The sequence below is a fragment of the Maridesulfovibrio bastinii DSM 16055 genome (assembly GCF_000429985.1).
Classification (GTDB): Bacteria; Desulfobacterota; Desulfovibrionia; order Desulfovibrionales; family Desulfovibrionaceae; genus Maridesulfovibrio; species Maridesulfovibrio bastinii.
The window spans coordinates 157,363-175,063 of the sequence record NZ_AUCX01000010.1; the positions used below are offsets into that span (position 1 = coordinate 157,363).

General features: G+C 45.5%; 13 protein-coding genes. 3 read left to right on the forward strand and 10 right to left on the reverse strand.

The genetic code is table 11. From position 1 onward, the window contains the following. Position 1 precedes the first annotated feature (1 nt). From G496_RS0106320 to aprB, 10 genes are all read right to left on the reverse strand, one after another. Positions 2 to 1,219, reverse strand: a complete 1,218-nt coding sequence (locus tag G496_RS0106320; RefSeq protein WP_027178536.1) for an ABC transporter permease subunit — start codon at positions 1,217 to 1,219, stop codon at positions 2 to 4. Continuing rightward, the gene (locus tag G496_RS0106325; RefSeq protein WP_027178537.1) at positions 1,200 to 2,102 is read right to left on the reverse strand and encodes a branched-chain amino acid ABC transporter permease; all 903 of its coding nucleotides are present in this window, start codon (positions 2,100 to 2,102) and stop codon (positions 1,200 to 1,202) included. The genes G496_RS0106320 and G496_RS0106325 overlap by 20 nt, the downstream gene beginning before the upstream one ends. A gap of 66 nt (positions 2,103 to 2,168) precedes the next feature. Next, positions 2,169 to 3,302 carry a branched-chain amino acid ABC transporter substrate-binding protein gene (locus G496_RS0106330; protein WP_027178538.1) on the reverse strand — a complete coding sequence of 378 codons (1,134 nt, stop codon included), beginning with the start codon at positions 3,300 to 3,302 and terminating at the stop codon, positions 2,169 to 2,171. A 27-nt stretch (positions 3,303 to 3,329) separates the two neighbouring features. Next, the gene (locus G496_RS0106335; protein ID WP_027178539.1) at positions 3,330 to 4,085 is read right to left on the reverse strand and encodes an ABC transporter ATP-binding protein; all 756 of its coding nucleotides are present in this window, start codon (positions 4,083 to 4,085) and stop codon (positions 3,330 to 3,332) included. 1,044 nt (positions 4,086 to 5,129) lie between these two features. Further along, positions 5,130 to 5,810 carry a hypothetical protein gene (locus tag G496_RS0106340; RefSeq protein ID WP_027178540.1) on the reverse strand — a complete coding sequence of 227 codons (681 nt, stop codon included), beginning with the start codon at positions 5,808 to 5,810 and terminating at the stop codon, positions 5,130 to 5,132. A gap of 22 nt (positions 5,811 to 5,832) precedes the next feature. Next, on the reverse strand, positions 5,833 to 7,053 hold the full coding sequence (qmoC, locus tag G496_RS0106345; RefSeq protein WP_027178541.1) for a quinone-interacting membrane-bound oxidoreductase complex subunit QmoC: 1,221 nt from the start codon (positions 7,051 to 7,053) through the stop codon (positions 5,833 to 5,835). Between the two features lie 14 nt (positions 7,054 to 7,067). Continuing rightward, on the reverse strand, positions 7,068 to 9,332 hold the full coding sequence (locus G496_RS0106350; RefSeq protein WP_027178542.1) for a hydrogenase iron-sulfur subunit: 2,265 nt from the start codon (positions 9,330 to 9,332) through the stop codon (positions 7,068 to 7,070). Positions 9,333 to 9,338: 6 nt separating this feature from the next. Continuing rightward, a complete protein-coding gene (locus G496_RS0106355; protein WP_027178543.1) occupies positions 9,339 to 10,577 on the reverse strand; it encodes a CoB--CoM heterodisulfide reductase iron-sulfur subunit A family protein in 1,239 nt (412 codons plus the stop codon). A 162-nt stretch (positions 10,578 to 10,739) separates the two neighbouring features. Beyond that, the gene (gene aprA, locus G496_RS0106360) at positions 10,740 to 12,731 is read right to left on the reverse strand and encodes an adenylyl-sulfate reductase subunit alpha (protein WP_027178544.1); all 1,992 of its coding nucleotides are present in this window, start codon (positions 12,729 to 12,731) and stop codon (positions 10,740 to 10,742) included. Positions 12,732 to 12,789: 58 nt separating this feature from the next. Further along, positions 12,790 to 13,272, reverse strand: a complete 483-nt coding sequence (gene aprB, locus G496_RS0106365; RefSeq protein ID WP_027178545.1) for an adenylyl-sulfate reductase subunit beta — start codon at positions 13,270 to 13,272, stop codon at positions 12,790 to 12,792. A 931-nt stretch (positions 13,273 to 14,203) separates the two neighbouring features. On the opposite strand from aprB, the gene sat reads away from it, so the two are divergent. The 3 genes from sat (at position 14,204) to G496_RS0106380 (ending at position 17,697) form a co-directional block, all read left to right on the forward strand. Beyond that, on the forward strand, positions 14,204 to 15,484 hold the full coding sequence (gene sat / locus G496_RS0106370; protein ID WP_027178546.1) for a sulfate adenylyltransferase: 1,281 nt from the start codon (positions 14,204 to 14,206) through the stop codon (positions 15,482 to 15,484). Between the two features lie 322 nt (positions 15,485 to 15,806). After that, positions 15,807 to 17,450, forward strand: a complete 1,644-nt coding sequence (locus G496_RS0106375; RefSeq protein ID WP_027178547.1) for a chorismate mutase — start codon at positions 15,807 to 15,809, stop codon at positions 17,448 to 17,450. Then, on the forward strand, positions 17,434 to 17,697 hold the full coding sequence (locus G496_RS0106380; protein ID WP_245577874.1) for a hypothetical protein: 264 nt from the start codon (positions 17,434 to 17,436) through the stop codon (positions 17,695 to 17,697). The genes G496_RS0106375 and G496_RS0106380 overlap by 17 nt, the downstream gene beginning before the upstream one ends. Positions 17,698 to 17,701 lie beyond the last annotated feature (4 nt).

The following is a 17,701-nucleotide window of genomic DNA, read 5'->3' on the forward strand; positions in this document are numbered from 1 at the left end:
TCTAATCCCCTTTGCTGGAAACTTTACGCTTCTGAGGCCAGAACCCCTGCGGTCTGAAAATCATCATTACAACCATAACACCGCCGAAAACCAGCATCCTGTATAGTTCAAAATCACGAAATGCCTCAGGAAGAACAATCAGAGCTATCGCTCCAAGAATAACTCCCGGTATTGAGCCCATACCACCCAGAACAACCATAGCCAGCACCATTGCTGATTCCATGAATGTAAATGATTCAGGGCTTACGAATCTCATGCGGGCAGCAAAAAAAGCACCGGCAAGACCGCCAAAAACAGAACCGGCACAATATGCAAGCACCTTGGTCTGGAAGGTGGGAATTCCCATTACTTCAGCAGCAGTTTCATCCTCTCTGATAGCTTCCCAGGCCCGGCCTATTCTTGAATATTGAAGCCGGTGTACGGCAAGAATAGTGAATATGACCAGAACAAGAGCTACATAATACAGAAGACCGAGCTTTTTTAACCAGATATGCTCAAGGCTCATTCCGTTTCCGAAATCAAACCAGTAAATTCCGGGGGCTTTAATTCCAAGAATACCGTTGGGACCATTGGTAAGACTCATCCAGTTGTTGAGCACAAGCCGGACAATTTCACCGAATCCGAGGGTTACAATAGCAAGATAGTCTCCCCTCATCTTTGTTGAGGTATAACCAATAATCAGCGCAAGAATACAAGCTGTGAATGCGCTGACCGGGAGACTGAGCCAGAATGAAATTCCATAATTAATTGACAGCAATGCATAGGTATAAGCTCCTATGCCATAAAATGCGATATAGCCGAGATCAAGCATTCCGGCCATTCCGATTACAACATTAAGTCCAAGTCCAAGGCAGATGTAGATCATAACATTTATAGTCACATCCTGAACATATCTGCCGAAATACTGGGGAATTAATGCCATGCAGATAAAACCGACTATCGCCCACAGCCAGACTGGAACTTTTGCCGCTGCATCTCTGGCTGAAACTGTCGCTTTACAAGCAGGTTTTGTAAAAAAATTAAAAACACCAAGCTTATTGAGCTGGTAGATGATCAGGATAGCAGCACATCCTGCAGCAATACGCCACCATACGGTAAACGTTTTTGCTATCTCCAGACCTTCCGGTTTAATTCCGAGAAGAGGCCAGAGCAGGATAAAGAACCAGACAAGTCCTATGCCCAGTGAAATCCAATGTTTTTTAAACTCTGGTGTCGTCAATGTTCTCTCCCATGATTCCTGTGGGCCTGAAATAAAGTACCGCGATAAGTATTATGAACGCGAAAACGTCCTTATATTCTCCTGAAATATATCCTGCGGCAAAAATTTCTACCATTCCGATAATAAAACCACCGATCATTGCACCGGTAATATTACCAATTCCACCGAGAACTGCAGCAGCAAAAGCCTTGATACCGGGGACAAACCCCATGTCATACCGGACTGAACCATAATAAAGCCCGACCATGATACCGGCAGCTGCGGCAAGCCCTGCCCCGATTGCAAATGTAAGACTGATGATACGGTTTGAATTGATACCCACCAGAGCGGACATTATTTTGTCCTGAGCAGTTGAGCGCATGGCTTTACCGATACGGGTTTTAAATACCAGAGTATTAAGAGCCACAAGTAGAAAAGCTGTTATGCAGAATATGAAGATCTGCATATAAGACAGCATGACCGTACCAAATTCAAAACCACCGCTGGTAAGTTCAGAGGGATAAGCTTTGTCGTAAACCCCCTGAGTAAGCATCAGGCCGTTCTGCAGGAAGATGGACATTCCGAGAGCTGAAAGAAGAACAGAAAGTCTTGATGAATTTCTGAGTGGTTTATACGCCACTTTCTCGACTGCCATCGCCAGCATTGCGCAATAGCACATAGTGAGCAGCAGAGACCCGCCGAGACACAGCCAGATAGGAGCACCCTGTGCTGCAAGGTAACTCATGAAGATTACACCGACATAGCCGCCAGCCGCAAAAAATTCGCCATGGGCGAAGTTGATGAGCTGTATGATACCGTACACCATGGTGTAGCCCAGAGCGATCAAAGCATAGATGCCGCCTAGTGTTACACCGTTGATGAGCTGTTGAAAAAAATATTCCATGGATACCCGGGTTGATTTTTGTATAAGTCCCCGCCCGAAGGCGGGGACCGGGATCAAAGTTTGTTTTTAGTAAAGTTTGCCTGTTGCAGGATTCCAATAGTTGATGAACTTACCATCCTGAACTTTACGGATGATATAGTTGGAACCGGAATCTCCATTAGGCTTGAATTTGATATGCTTGGTAGCGCCATCATAATCAAGCTTCATCAGTGCGGCCTTAACTTTTACCGGATCAGTTGTTCCTGCGGCCTTAACAGCCTTCAGGTAAGACATGGCACTGTCGTATGCGTAGCCGGAATATGCACCCGGATCACCGTATTTAGGTTTATACTTGTTAAGAAATTCTTTGTATGCAGGAGCATTGTCATCAATGAAACCGAAGGTGAGGTAAACGCCTTCAGCTGCATCCTTGGCAATTTCAATAAGCTGAGGATGATAAACAGCATCCTGAGCAACTACATCAGCATCAATGCCCATACGTTTTGACTGGATAAGCATCAAAGCTCCTGTAGCCGAGTTCTGCATGCTCATGTAATAAACGTCAGGATTCATGGATTTAACTTTAGTCAGAATAGCTGAAAAGTCTTTATCGCCCTGATTTACATGCTCATGTCCGAGGACTTTGAGACCACGTTTTTCAGCGAGCTTTTCAACATTGTCAGCAAGGCCCTGCGAGTATGCAGTTTTATCATCAACAATATAGATTGTTTTGGTATCAAGCATCTGCTGCATGAAATCAATGGCGATGGTTCCCTGATCATCATCACGTCCGCACATGCGGAACATGTAGGGAAGTCCACGGGATGTAACCTGCTCGTTTGTGGAAGCAGGGGTAATCATAATGATGTCTTCTTCATCAAGAACTTCTGAAGCGGGAAGAGTTGCACTTGAACAATAAGAGCCGACTACACCGTTTGCTTCTTCATTAATAAGCTTATTTGCAGAAGCCACTGCCTGACGGGGGTCACATGCGGTATCCTGAGGAAGCAGTTCGATATCATCAAAACCGGGAATTCCGCCCTGTTCAAGAATAACATCTACGGCTGTCTGTGCACCGTTTTTGATATCGTTACCGTCAGCTGCATAAGGGCCGGTAAGCGGGCCCATAGTTCCCAGCTTGAGAGTTTTAGCATCTGCAATACCGGATCCTATCATCAGGATCACAGCCGTGAGCAGAGCCAGCAAGACTGTCCGTTTCATAAAATTCCTCCCGAAAAGTTGGTAGAGTTAGTTACCCAGATATGCCTCAATTACAGCAGGATTTTTCTGTATTTCTTCAGGTAGTCCTGATGCAATCATCACTCCATGATCAAGGACAACCAAACGCTGACAGATACCCATGACAACTTTCATATCATGCTCTACCATCAGTACGTTGATGCCACGTTCGGATATTTTTCTTATTGTTTCCATCAGCTGTGAACTTTCAGACGGGTTAAGCCCCGCTGCCGGTTCGTCAAGCAGGATAGTGGATGGTTCTGAAGCAAGAGCTCTGGCTATCTCTAGACGGCGTTGATAACCATAGGGAAGGTTTGAAGCAATTTCATCCGCATATTCGTCAAGTCCTGCGAATTTTAATTCTTCCAAGGCCTTTTCTTTTATTCTTATTTCTTCCCTTTTTTGAGCCGGAGTCCGCAGGATAGCACTGAATATTCCCGAGGAAGTTCTCGAATGCTGTGCGATCATGACATTCTCAAGAGCTGTCATATTCTGAAACAGTCTGATATTCTGAAATGTACGGGCGATACCTTTTGTAAGGACCTGATACGGCTTTAGTCCGACGAGGCTTTCGCCATCATATACAACATCTCCACCAGAAGTGCGGTACACCCCGGTAATCACGTTGAAGATGGTTGTTTTGCCTGCACCGTTGGGACCTATAAGCCCAACTATTTCTCCCTGCATAAGGGAAAAATTTACCTCAGCCAGAGCCTGCAAACCGCCAAAGCGTACGCTCACGTCTTTTAGATGAAGTTCTGCCATATTGACTATACTCATATATAAGATTCGACTTCAAAGCAAGTTGAAATACGTTTTTTATTTCTTATCTGCTTGATTATGATCACAAAAATTCACTTCTTTTTTTCTTATTCAGAATAAATATAAATATCAAAAATATAATTTTTACTACATAAGTGTATTTTAGCAGCAAAACTTACACAACTTTGTACAATACAATGTAAATAATGAATTATTACATCAATTCTACTTATTCAATATAAGCATTTTACCTTTCTGATGATACTCATACAATGAAGTTATTCCTTAAGAACATTTTACAATTATTAGACAATGCAACGAATACCCGAATTTCTTACGAATTATTGCTCATAGAACAGCTTTAACCCGATTCTTTTCACTATTCACCGAATCCACTTCCATCGGTTCAAGACGGGTTCTCATTTCTAATTATTCAAGCATATAAACCTGTTAACAAATTTATTGCAAATTGGTACTTTTATTTGATTATTCGGGAAAATACTATTTTAGAGATTAAAATTCTTTTATTATGAACTTTTAGCATTAAAAGTTTAATATTTAAAAATTAAGTGAATTTTGTTCATTAATGTTAATATTTACGATCCCCCGGGTGGTCGATTCATTAGACAGCAATTAAGTTACATTTAAATTCTTTAAAAAAAATCAAGTTAAGAGAATTTTAATCAGTTGGATTAAGACTAAGATTGAAGACGTGTGTACTGATTATGGACACTAATACTTATCGAACCAGATAAGAGACTTAAAAGTGTCCGTTGATTACCATTTCTAATGACCTACTTTATTTTTTACCATCCTATCTGGCAGCTATTCTTTTTAATTGAATAAGCAATGTATTCAAATTTTCAGCTTTGCAGGATTTCTTAGAATAATATTTTATTGTTTAAGGAACCTTGTAAATTCCCAGCTACATACTTAATTGCTGCATTATCACAAAATACAATTTTAAACTTCGCAACGTAGGGACCGGCAAATAAAAAGCCCCGTCCTTGCGGACGGGGCTTTGAAAATCCATTTGGATAAAGCGGCTTACCAGCTGCTGTCACCGAAGGGATCACTACCGAAGCCGAAGTCGCCTTCAGGAGCGCCGCCGGTTGCAGGAGCACCAGCTGCAGAATCGTCAGCAGCGCCAGCAGCAGGAGCTGCACCAGCTGCAACAGTTACTACGCCGTTTTTCTTAACATCTTCGATCATCTTGAGGAGTTCATCAACTTTACCGATGTACTCTTCAACTTTTTCCTGAGAAGTTACGATAACTTTATCGCCTTCACCAGTTGCGGAAGCTTCAAAAGCTTCACATTTACCTTTGTACTCAGCCAAAGCTTTTTCAGTTTCAGCGAGTTTAGCTTCAGCACCTGCAAGCTTTGCTTCCAGATCTTTAACAGCTGCATCCTGATCGGTGATGGTCTGATGGTATTCAGCCAGTTTACCGAAGATGCCTTCAACTTTAACCATAACATCACCGGGAAGAGCTCCAACGGATACGTTATCGCCAAGGCCGCTGACCTGACCGGTTTTCATTTTAGCCAGTTCAGGATGCTGTTCGTAGATCCATGCTTTTGCAAGTGCGGCTGCAAAAGGTTCAAATTCTTCGTTTATATCTTTCTGGGTCATGAAAGCCAGAAGATCTTTAACGCTCTGGCTGGTTTCTCCACTTTTGAGGTAAGACACAAAAGTGCTCATGGGGAAAGTTTTGCGTGCTTCAGACATGGTTTAATCCTCCTTAGCTCTATTACAGAGTAAAAGTCTTTTCTTCACGGACCGGCATAGGAACGCGGCCGATGTATCTTGCATAAGTAAGTGCAGCAGTCCTGTAGACCAGATGGCCAAGTTTGGACCACGGCAGATAAGCTAACATCATAAAGACGGCTATCAGATGCAGATAGTACATTGGGTAAGCAAGTCCTGCTATGCCCATAAGGCGAAGCAGTTCCGACATAACACCGGTTATAGCAATCGCCCAGATTACACCCAGCAGATACCAGTCATAATAAGTGGAACCCTGCTTGGAATCATCCTGATTAAGGCGACGCTTGGTAAGCTGAGTCAGGCCGTAGAGGAGCAGAATAGCACCCACGTTTGCCAGCAGCTTTACCGGACTCCAAAGGGGCATGGGAGTATGCCCGAGCGGTGCAATAAAGGAGAAGATCTTACCGCCCCAGTGTGCGCCTGCAACGATTGAAGTAACAATCAGAAGAGCAAGGAAGGCATACATAACGGTAATGTGGCCTTTGAATTTCTGATCATCAGCTTCATCTGTCTCGCCGCATTCTTTCCATTTGGCATGAGTGGCAATCTCGTTTCTTACAACATCAATGAAGCATTCCAGCATGCTGGGACGTTCAGATTTGTCGCCGACATTGAACACTCTCGGCTGATCTTTAAACGAAGCAACAAGTTTTTTGATGCCTTTGTAAAAAGTCCAGGCCATGAAAAGAAAGACCAGACCAAAGATCGGGTCGATGGTAAAATCTCCGGGGAAAAGATGACCGAAAACGATTTCTCCATCCTTAAGAGGGAAGAAGGAACCACGAACACCGGCCATAATCAACCAGATAAGCAGATAGAGAACAGCCGGGATACCGATCAGGAAAGGAAGACCCTTTGCAGAGCTCATCCATTTACCTATGATGGAAGGTGTCACCAGCTTCTGGTAAGCCATATTACGCAGTGCTGCGAGCATGTCACCGGGGCGTGCGCCACGGGGACAAAGATCGGAACAGGTACCGCAGTTATGGCAGAGCCAGATATCTATGTCGTTAACAAGTTTATCTTTAAGACCCCACTGAGCCCACACCATTTCTTTGCGCGGGTAGGGATTGTCCGAAGGCGACAGAGGACATGCCACACTGCAAGTTGCGCACTGGTAGCATTTTTTAACTGCGTCGCCACCGACTTCCTGAAGCTCTTTAATGAACTGCAGATCCGGTTTAATGCGAACATTGTTTTCCATATCGCAACTTCCTCCTAGTAGCCCTTGAACGGGTTAGGTCCGATTTTGACCATTTCATTTACGAAGTTATCGATGAGGTCAGGTACCTTATCGTATTCGTCAATGGCAATTTCAGCCTGCACAACACGTTCAGGTTCAACGCCGAGTCTGTTGAGGGATTCAGCGACGTTATCCATACGGCGACTACAAAGTTCAGAACCCTTAACAAAGTGGCACTGATAGTCTTCACCATACTTACAGCCAAGAAGCAGAACGCCGTCAATACCCTTACTCATGGCATCCGCAATCCAGATGGTGTTTACGGAACCAAGACAGCGGACAGGGATGATACGCACATAAGGACTCCAGCCCTTTCCGCGCATAGCAGCCATATCAAGTGCAGGGTAAGCATCGTTTTCACATGCCAGAACGATAAATCTGGGTCCGCCTACTTCCATGTCATCAGGAACTTCAACCTGCTTGATCATGGAACCGACCATGTCGATGTTGTAGTTATCGAAGCTGATAACACGTTCAGGACATGCACCCATACAGGTACCGCAGCGGCGGCAGCGTGACGGGTTCGGCAGCGGTGTTCCCTTTTCATCGTCGTCCAGAGCTCCGAACGGACATTCTTCAGTACAGCGCTTGCACTGGGTACAACGCATGAAGTTGAAAACAGGATAAGAATTATCACCGGAACGTGGATGAACAGCAACACCGTGGTTAGCGGAGTTGATACACTGAACAGCCTTGAGAACTGCTCCGGCAGCGTCTTCCCTGGCAAGAGCCATGCTCATGGGCTGGCGAACACAACCTGCGGCGTAAACACCGGTACGGCGTGTTTCATAAGGGAAGCAGATGTAGTTGGAATCAGCAAATCCATCGAACTGCTCAAGATCGGGGAAAGCAGGCCCCTGTCTGTAGACAAGGTTGATGGTCGGATCCAGAGCGGTGGTCGGAACCATACCGGTAGGAACAACAACCAGATCAGCTTCTACTTCGATACTTTCACCAAGCAGGGTGTCTTTGGCGGAAACAACCATGGAATTGCCTTCTTCACGAACTGAAGCGACTTTACCTTTGGTCATCATAACGCCGGCAGCATCCTGAGCTGAACGATAAAAACGTTCGTTAACGCCGGGGACCATCATATGGTCATAAATTACATAAGCCATTCCGTCAGGATTAAGCTCACATACATAATTTGCCTGTTTAAGGGCAACAAGGCTGTTAAGCTCGGAACTGTATGAGAGGTGCTTGTAAGATTCCATGCTTTCGTATTCGAAAGAATCTTCAGCTTCTTCATCAGTCTTGGCTTCAGCATCACAGGTTTCAACCGGTTCAGCTGATTCAATTTCCGAGAATTTATCTTCGGAAAGGCTGGTATCAAGTAAGAAAGCGACGGTAGTGGCATTCATCTGGCCATCTTTAACCATCTTCTCAAACTGAGCTGAGGTTACAACCTTGGAAGATCCGTAACCCATAGGCTCAACGTACTTGGTATCCTGAGGAACCCATCCTGTAGCCAGGACAACTGCACCAACAGGCATTTCTTCTTCACCGGAACCGGTTACTACTGTCGCGGTGTAAGCACCGGGAGCACCAGCAAGGGTTTTAAGTGAGGATGAAGTCATCACCTTGATTCTGGAGTTGGACTGAACTTCAGCAACCAGTTTTTCAATACCGGTTTCGTGGGCTTCAAGATAAGGATAAGCCAGAGGGAAGGTCTTATACATGTTAAGAGCCTTACCACCAAGATTGGCTTCCTTCTCAATTAAAATAACATCATGGTTGGTTTTAGCTGCATAAAGAGCGGCATTAAGGCCTGTGAAGCCTCCACCCATAACCATAACGACTTTTGTGGTTTCAATGGCCTGAGTTTCAATTTCTCTGACCTTGGTGATTTTGGTAATTCCCATTTTGACATATTCTTGAGCAAGAATTTTCAAAAGTTCGGGGACTTCACCACCAGCTTCAGGCATTGATCCATCAGGATTTCTGAAGGCTTTAATGCACTGCTCGCGCAGGTTGACTCTCTCGACAACTACACTATCGAAGTCGAAAATGTCCCAGTCCACACGCGGAGTTGTTCCGCAGATGCAAACCGCATCGATGCTGCCTGCGTCAATATCTTCCTGAATAAGCTTACGCCCTTCTTCACTGTTGAGTCTCTCGTGGGTTTTGACCACCGGACATACATCGCTGTATCTCTTGGTCACGAACTCTGCGAGATCTTCAGCCTTGAGGAAAGGAGAGATGCTTGCTTGGTCGAAATAAACACCGATTTTTTCGGGCATGTCGACTTACCTCCCTATCACCGTTTGAATCGCTTTGAGTGCTGCGGCAGTACCTGACTGTGCAGTTTTCATGACATCAAGTGGCTGCTTAGCACACCCTGCAGCGAAAATACCTTTATCTTCTCCGCCGACAATAAAGCCCTGATCATCAACCTGTACACAGGCCGGGACGGGTACGCCAGCAAGGCTCGGCTGCATTCCTGTTGCAAGAACAACCAGATCGTGAACGTTCTGGCTCTTGATACCGGTAACGGCATCTTCAACAGTAACAACAACGTCTTTAGTTGCGGAGTCTTCAATAACTTCTGCAACTTTACCTTTGACAGCGTTAATCTTGTCATCGGAAAGAATACGCTTGGCAAACTTGTCATAGCGTCCCGGAGTACGGAGGTCGATGTAGTAAACAGTAACCTCTGCATCGGGGAACTGGTCGCGAACATATGCGGCCTGCTTCAGGGAAGCCATACAGCAGATGTACGAGCAGTAATTGAGATGGTTTTCATCACGGGAGCCTGCACACTGAACAAAAGCAACCCGTTTGGGGGTAGCTCCATCGCTCGGGCGGACAATTTTACCGTTGGTAGGTCCGCTGGGAGCAGCAAGACGCTCCATCTGCATATTGGAAATACAGTTCTTAACGGTTCCGGCACCAAGGTTGGTCAGCTTGGTAACATCATAAGGTTTCCAGCCGGTTGCGTAGACTATGCTTCCGACATTAAGGGTGATTGTTTTTTCCTGATCATTAAGATCAATCGCTGCAACACCCTCAAGCACCTTGAGGTCATCGTCAGTGCAGTTTTCTTTTTCAAGAACATGCCTCTGCGGGAAGGCAAAAGGAACATCCATGTAAAGAGCTTTACGGTCAGCGAGCTTGAATTCAAACTCATCAACTATGTCATTGGAAAGTTTTCCGATAACACTATCAAGGTCAACACTGCCCGGTTTTACGTACCTGGGTTTGATACGTACCTTGACATCGAAATTACCAGCGGAACCGCTGATAGATTCAACTTCTGCCAAGGTAAAGAACTTGACGTTCTTATTTTTTTTAATCCTCTGGAATTGAATCTCCAGTCCGCAAGAAGGTGGGCACAGCTTAGGGAAATATTTATTCAGCTGCATTACCCGGCCACCCAGGTATGGCGCCTTCTCTACGATGAAGACTTCATGGCCTACTTCAGCGGCTTCGAGTGCAGCAGTAATACCACTGAACCCACCACCCACAACAAGTATGCTATTTGACATTCTCAATCCTCCTGAACTCTTTGAGGCCCTTAGCCATAAAATGGCCTAAACCCGTACTACGACCGCTGAGGTCGCAATTCGGATTCAGACCATTTTAGCGATCAAACCAGAAAAGAACGGCTGCGGACCCGAAGGTCCGCAGCCGGATATATCGATTCCGACTTAGTCAGGAATGATCTGGTAGTAAGGCTTCTTGAAGACGACAGTTTCGCCTTTTTCAACGTCATACTTAGAGTTGACGAAGCACTTCCACTTGGAATCATCAAGACCCATGAAGTCGCCGCGATAGTAGAATCCGGGATAGCGGGATTCTTCACGGAAGTCGATGTGCTGCATGTGGAGACGAACGGTCCACAGTCTGTGGAACTGTTCCCAACAGCGCATGAGTTCATGCAGGTCACGAGCAGCCAGTTTCTTGGAATCTTCTTCGAGCATTTCGAGGAGATGGAAACCGGTAGCAAGCAGAGCCTGGGAGGTTACGTACATAGTACCAACACCACCACCGTATTCATCAGTTGCCTTAATGAGGCGCATCATGAAGTTTCTGGGGGTAATGTAGTTAGGGTTAACTACTGGGTCGGTAGAGATGGATTTACCTTCCTGATATGTGTACCAGGGCTGATAAAGTTCTTTAGCGAGATCAGCAGCTTTAGCGGACAGTGCGGGCTTGAAGTCTTTGTGATCAACAACCCAGCGAACAGCCTGCTTACCAGCGATACGGCCTTCAGCATGAGAACCGGAAGAGAACTTGTGACCGGAAGCACCAACACCATCAGCGCAGGTGAAGAGGCCCATAACGGTGGTCATACGGTTGTAGACTTTACCGTTATCAGCTTTGATCTTGTAATCTTCGGGAACCCAGTCTTCGTCAGGACCGGAAGTCCAGATACCGCAACAACCGGAGTGAGAACCGAGGAGGTAAGGCTCTGTAGGCATGATCTCGGAACCGGATTTCTCAGGTTCGATGTTCATTGCAGCCCAGAGGTTTGCCTGACCAACACACATATCGAGGAAGTCTTCCCATGCTTCAGATTCGAGGTGTTTCTGTTCAGCAGGAGAGAGTTCTTTAAAAGTGGTCTGCAGTGCGGTAGCGGTGTCCATGTAGATAGGACCGCGACCTTCACGCATTTCACGGAGCATCATGTGGTTACGAAGACATGTGGGGATAACGTGCCCCTTTGCGTATCCGCGATCTTCGTAAGGTTTGAGCATTGCGCGGTTAACTTCGCAATAGTCTTCACCTTTGTAGTTGGTAGCTTTAGCTTTGAAGAGCAGGAACCATGCACCAACAGGTCCGTAACCGTCTTTAAAACGAGCAGGTACGAAGCGGTTTTCCATCATGGTCATTTCAGCACCAACCTGAGCACACATGGTGTATGTGGAACCAGCGTTCCATACAGGATACCATGCACGACCCATACCTTCACCAGTGGAACGGGGGCGGTAGATGTTTACAGCACCACCACAAGCTACGATAGCTGCGTTGGTTTTGATAACATATACTTTATTTTCACGGGTGGAGAAACCTACAGCACCAGCGATGCGGTTGGGTTCGTTAGCGTCGAGGAGCATTTTAACGATGAATACACGTTCCATGTAGCGATCTTCACCAAGAGCATTCTTTGCTGCTTCAGCAACGATGCACTTGTAAGATTCACCGTTAATCATCATCTGCCAGCGACCGGAACGAACACAGGGATCGCCGTTACGCAGTGAGAGGCCAGCGGCCTTAGCTGCGGCACCGTCGAGGTTCTTACCGTCTTTTTTGATCCAGCAGGGGAGTCCCCATTCTTCGAAAAGATGTACGGAATCATCAACGTGACGGCCGAGGTCGTAGATAAGGTCTTCACGAACGAGGCCCATGAGGTCAGTACGAACCATGCGTACGTAGTCATCAGCGTCATTTTCGCCAAGATAGGTGTTAATAGCGGAAAGGCCCTGTGCAACAGCACCGGAACGTTCCATGGCAGCTTTATCGAGAAGCAGGATTTTGATGTCCTGATCAAGTTTGTCAGCCCAGCGGCATGCTTCAAATGCAGCACCGCAGTTACCCATACCACCACCGACGAGAAGAATATCTACGTCTTTTTCTATGATTTCAGGCTCAGCAAGGGCAACACCCTTGGAAGCTTCTTTGATGGGAAGCAGAGGCATATTTCCTCCTTAGAAAGTTGCAGATTGCGTGGACAAAAACTTTAAACAAAGATTATATCTATATGTCTTTGTAAGAGTTGGATTTGTCAGCTTCAGTAACGTCGAACTTTTTGCCCAGTACTTCTTTAGGAGTAGTAAGAGCTTCTTCAGTGAAGAGAAGTTCGGTATCCAGATCAGCACCTTCAGGTTTGCCATCAAAAGGTTTGATGGATCCTTCAGGAGTTGTACGGATGGGGAATTTGAAACGTTTTACGTTTCCGTTACGGAACTTAACTGTCCACATGATGTCTTCAGCAGAGCGCATGGGGATGGAGGTTCCACCCATGGGTGCGAAGTCACCGTAAGGGCGTGCTTCAATAGCGCCCTGAGGGCAAATTTTTACGCAGGAATAACATTCCCAACATGCGTCAGGTTCCTGGTTGTAGGCCCTCATTTCTTCGGGATCCAGGATCATAAGATCGTTGGGGCAGATGTACATGCAGGCGGTCTTTTCTCCACCCTTGCAGCCATCACATTTTTCCGGATTGACAAAGGTCGGCATACCTAGTCCTCCTAAAAAGGGTTTAATAGTTATCAATTACCGACATCTTCCATAACCAGCTATATTCTCGCCTGAAAAATCAAGCTTGTGGTCTAGGGACTATCAAGCGAACTATCAGGTGTCAAGACGAAAGTGAAATTTAGAACAAGCATTCCCTTCCGACCGCGAGAAACGTACCTGAGACTTCAGGTACAAACCGGCAGACGCAGGCGGGTTATCGTACATAAACAGTTGATGCACAATGATTTACCCTCCACTATCATGGACTGCTTTTTAGTTCATTCTTGCACTTTATTGCAAGTCTTTTTTTGAGATTGTTCCTAAAAGTGAACAAGCTTTGTAACTTACTGTTTTCATAACTACTTTTTTTAAAGAATCTTACTATATTTTCTAGAAATTGTCGGGAAATACTCTATTTTTGTTACGAAAAACCCTATTTTATACCAATTTAGTAGGTTAAATTACAATCAATTTATCTTTTTGAGGCCATTTTCCCTTGCCATTACCTGTGGCTGTGATATCTAAAACACCGGTTTGTGAATTTTATGTCTAGCAAATTGTAACCGGTTAAATAACAAAAAGCCTTAAATTAAAACAGGTTAAGCAATTTTGTTTTCTCGGGATCAACATTTTGCCGTAAAAAATAGACTCACTTGATATTTTACCCTTGACATTTCTTTCACAAACAATTCATAAGTCCTTAAAGAATCATGGGGGCGGTTAGGTTTTAATCTTTATGATTCACAGATTTTAACCCCTCCGGACCTCACCTGATCTTTATAATTTAAGATGTGACATTTCATTCCGCAGGCTCCAACGATACTGGAAATACCGGGTCGATATGGGCCGCTGAGTCGGCGAGACAATTTCTGTTATCAGCCCTGTGGAAAGGCAAAGGTGTTGTAAAAAATTACTAAAAGGAGACGTTGACATGTCCAAGCTCGTACCCCCTCATGGTGGTAAAGGCCTCGTATGCGCCCTTCTCGAAGGCGATGCTCTCGCAGCCGAACAGAAAAAAGCTGAAGGCCTCAAAAAAATCGAAATTTCCGCTCGCGCAAAGGGCGACCTGATCATGATGGGAACCGGTGGCTTCAGCCCTCTTACCGGTTTCATGGACAAGGAAGACTGGAAAGGCGTTTGTGAAAAGTTCCTGATGAAAGACGGAACCTTCTGGCCTGTTCCGGTAACTCTTGACACCGACGACGAAGATGTCAAAGCTGGTGACGAAATCGCTCTGGTTCGTGACGGTATCGTTTACGCAACCATGAAGATTGAAGAAAAATACGAAATGACTGAAGAAGACAAAAAATGGGAATGCTACCAGGTCTTCAAAGGTCATGGCGAAGAATCAGAAGATGATGTTTTCTGGAAAACCGCTCTTGAAGACCATCCTGGTGTCAAGATGGTTATGGCTCAGAAAAAGTACAACATCGCTGGTCCTGTTAAAGTCCTTTCCGAAGGCGACTATCCTGAAAAATACAAAGGTGTATACCTCCGTCCTGCTGAAACTCGTGCAGCATTCGACGAAAAGGGCTGGTCTACCGTTGCTGCTCTCCAGCTTCGTAACCCCATGCACCGCTCACATGAATTCCTCGCAAAAATTTCCATCGAAGTTTGTGACGGCTGCCTGATCCACTCCCTGATCGGTAACCTGAAACCCGGTGACATTCCTGCTGAAGTTCGTGTTAAAGCTATCGACACTCTCGTTGAGCACTACTTCGTAAAAGACAACGTAATTCAGGCTGGTTATCCTCTTGATATGCGTTACGCTGGTCCTCGTGAAGGCCTTCTCCACGCTACCTTCCGTCAGAACTACGGTGTTAACCGTATGCTGATCGGTCGTGACCATGCTGGTGTTGGTGACTTCTACGGTCTGTTCGAAGCTCAGGAAATCTTCGACAAAATTCCTTATGCTAAAGAAGCATGTCCGGAACCCGGCAAAGCTCTGCTCTGCGAACCCATGAAGATTGACTGGACTTTCTACTGCTTCAAGTGCGACGGCATGGCTTCTCTGAGAACCTGCCCCCACGCTAAAGAAGATCGCGTAATCCTTTCCGGTACTAAACTGCGTAAGGCTCTTTCCGAAGGTGCAGACGTTCCCGATCACTTCGGTCGTGACGAAGTACTCGTACAGCTTCGTGAATACTACGAAGGTCTTACAGAAAAAGTTGAAGTTAAGATGCAGCACGCTGCTTCCGGTGACTCCATGTAGTTCACAGCTTCAGCTATGAATTGAATATTCAAGAGGGAAGGCACTTGTGCCTTCCCTCTTTTATTTTTTAGGATTTATACATTACCCAGGTATCTTTTTTTATCCCCACCCCTTAAAAGGCTTGCCCGCAAGCGATTTTCAGGCTAGAAAATCTAGCTTCCTTATAATGGGAATGTTATCTTCATTTTTCAGAGTCAATTTGCCTGCACTTCTTTCAGTTTTCAGGCAACAGACACGCCGCGGTTTTGCGGGATAATTGCCTGAGGTTTTCAAATACACTCTATATAAAGGCAATATTACATTTATCAGGATATATAAAAGAATGCCCTACAACAAAAACAACGACCGTTCCGGATCAAGGCCTCCTAGAAGGATGTCCCTTCTTCAGGAAATTCAGGAAATAGATTCCAAACTGCTTTCCATGCTTTCCCGCAGAAATCTGCTGATGGGTAAAGCCGCTTCAAAACGCAGACAGAAGGGCCTGCCACTGGCCGACCCGGAAATGGAACGTCGCCTTTTTGAAAAGTGGAATGAACTAAGCACAAGCCACAGCTTTGAAAGCAAATCATCCCGTAGAATTTTTGAACAAGTCAACAATCTGGCATACGCAGCGGTCGCCTCACCTGAAAGCCGCAAAAGCAACGCTTACATCCTTTCCCCGCCTCGTAAAACAGTGAAAGTTGATGTCGACGGTCCCCGTTCGATTTTACAGACTAAATTTTATACGGCTCTTGCCGCAGCTTCAGGAGCCGAAGCTTCCATCAATAATATTTTTATTAATGACACTCTTGTCCAGCTCATCAAAGCCTTCAATCAGGGCGGAGCTAAGCTTTCATGGCAGGATGAAACCATTGAGTCCAAAGCCGAAGGCTCTCTGGATTTTGAAGAAAAACTGATTTTTGCCGGAGAATCTCCGCTCAATCTTTATCTTGTCACTGCATTCGGACTCTCTGTTACCGGTAAATTTAAAATTGCCGGCAGCGCCGAAATGAAATTCTTTGATACCAGACCAATGAACAATCTTGTCGCCGGTCTTGGAGCAAGAATTAATACACTCGACCTGCACAGCTACGGCCTGCCCGCAAGACTTGAATGCGGCGGTCGCATGGCTTCAACTCTTACTATAGATGATAATACAGATCCTCTTTTTGCTGCGGCACTTACCCTCGCCGCATGGACATATCCTCAGGGTCTGACTCTGAAATTCGACAGTGAATGGAAAGGCAAATCTCAGCTCAGCTCTGCTGTAGAGGTTCTGAATACCTGTGGGGTAAACGCAACTCTTACCGATTCAGAAGTAAAAGTTCCGCACTGCGATTCAATCAATTTCCCCACAAGCCCTGAAATTGGTCTTGACCCTGAAATCTGCTCTGCAATTCTGGCTATTCCCGCTTTCTGTGAAGGTGAAGTCAGACTGAACGGTGTATGGCCTTCAAATACAGAAGCTCAGTCAATTCTCGATACCCTGAAAACTTCCGGCCTCAACATCACCGTTGATAACAATGCCATTACAGCTACAGCCGGTGAATTGGCAGAAGATCTTTACTTCGACTGTCTGGGTAAATCGGAACTTTTCCCCATCGAACTTGCTTTAGCTGTAAATTCGGGAAAAGAAACCACAATATCCGCCCCTGAAGATAAAACCATATTCGAGCATGGAATCAATCTGCTCGAACACATGGGAATAAAATATCTTAATACTGAAAACGGACTTGCCATCAGACCGGGAAGACTCATCTGGGATTCCCCGTGGACTGCTCCAAGCCCCTTCTTTGGCATGGCTTTAGGCCTTCTGGCATGGATAAGACCCGGCATTGCTATTGACAATCCGGGTGAAATTTCATCCCATTGGCCCCGCTTCTGGAATCTTTACAACAGCTTGCCTGAAGTAACATCACTTATTCCGCCGAAAAGGGAGAAACAGGATGACCCCAAATCAAACAGAAAGCGTGTCAGAATCGACTGAGATAGACACTCTTGAAATTGAGATAAAAAAATTCAAGTCAGAGCTTGATAAATGCAAAGAGCAGATCAAGCTGCTTATGCAAAGTGAAAAGCCGTCTGAAGGGATATTTTTCGCCAAGGAGATATTCGATAAACAGCAGGATAAACTTCGTCTGGAAGTTGAAGTCGAACTTCGCCAAAAGAAAATTAACCGCATCAAACTGGGAATTGCTGAGAGTCAGTCTCCCGGAAACGGCTTTCTCTTTTAACCAT

Coding starts and splice junctions, on each gene's coding strand:
- qmoC (WP_027178541.1), bottom strand. CDS start 7,053: ATGGAAAACAATGTTCGCATTAAACCGGATCTGCAGTTCATTAAAGAG.
- G496_RS0106340 (WP_027178540.1), bottom strand. CDS start 5,810: ATGTCTGAAGCACGCAAAACTTTCCCCATGAGCACTTTTGTGTCTTAC.
- sat (WP_027178546.1), top strand. CDS start 14,204: ATGTCCAAGCTCGTACCCCCTCATGGTGGTAAAGGCCTCGTATGCGCC.
- aprB (WP_027178545.1), bottom strand. CDS start 13,272: ATGCCGACCTTTGTCAATCCGGAAAAATGTGATGGCTGCAAGGGTGGA.
- G496_RS0106330 (WP_027178538.1), bottom strand. CDS start 3,302: ATGAAACGGACAGTCTTGCTGGCTCTGCTCACGGCTGTGATCCTGATG.
- G496_RS0106375 (WP_027178547.1), top strand. CDS start 15,807: ATGCCCTACAACAAAAACAACGACCGTTCCGGATCAAGGCCTCCTAGA.
- G496_RS0106325 (WP_027178537.1), bottom strand. CDS start 2,102: ATGGAATATTTTTTTCAACAGCTCATCAACGGTGTAACACTAGGCGGC.
- G496_RS0106335 (WP_027178539.1), bottom strand. CDS start 4,085: ATGGCAGAACTTCATCTAAAAGACGTGAGCGTACGCTTTGGCGGTTTG.
- G496_RS0106350 (WP_027178542.1), bottom strand. CDS start 9,332: ATGCCCGAAAAAATCGGTGTTTATTTCGACCAAGCAAGCATCTCTCCT.
- G496_RS0106355 (WP_027178543.1), bottom strand. CDS start 10,577: ATGTCAAATAGCATACTTGTTGTGGGTGGTGGGTTCAGTGGTATTACT.
- aprA (WP_027178544.1), bottom strand. CDS start 12,731: ATGCCTCTGCTTCCCATCAAAGAAGCTTCCAAGGGTGTTGCCCTTGCT.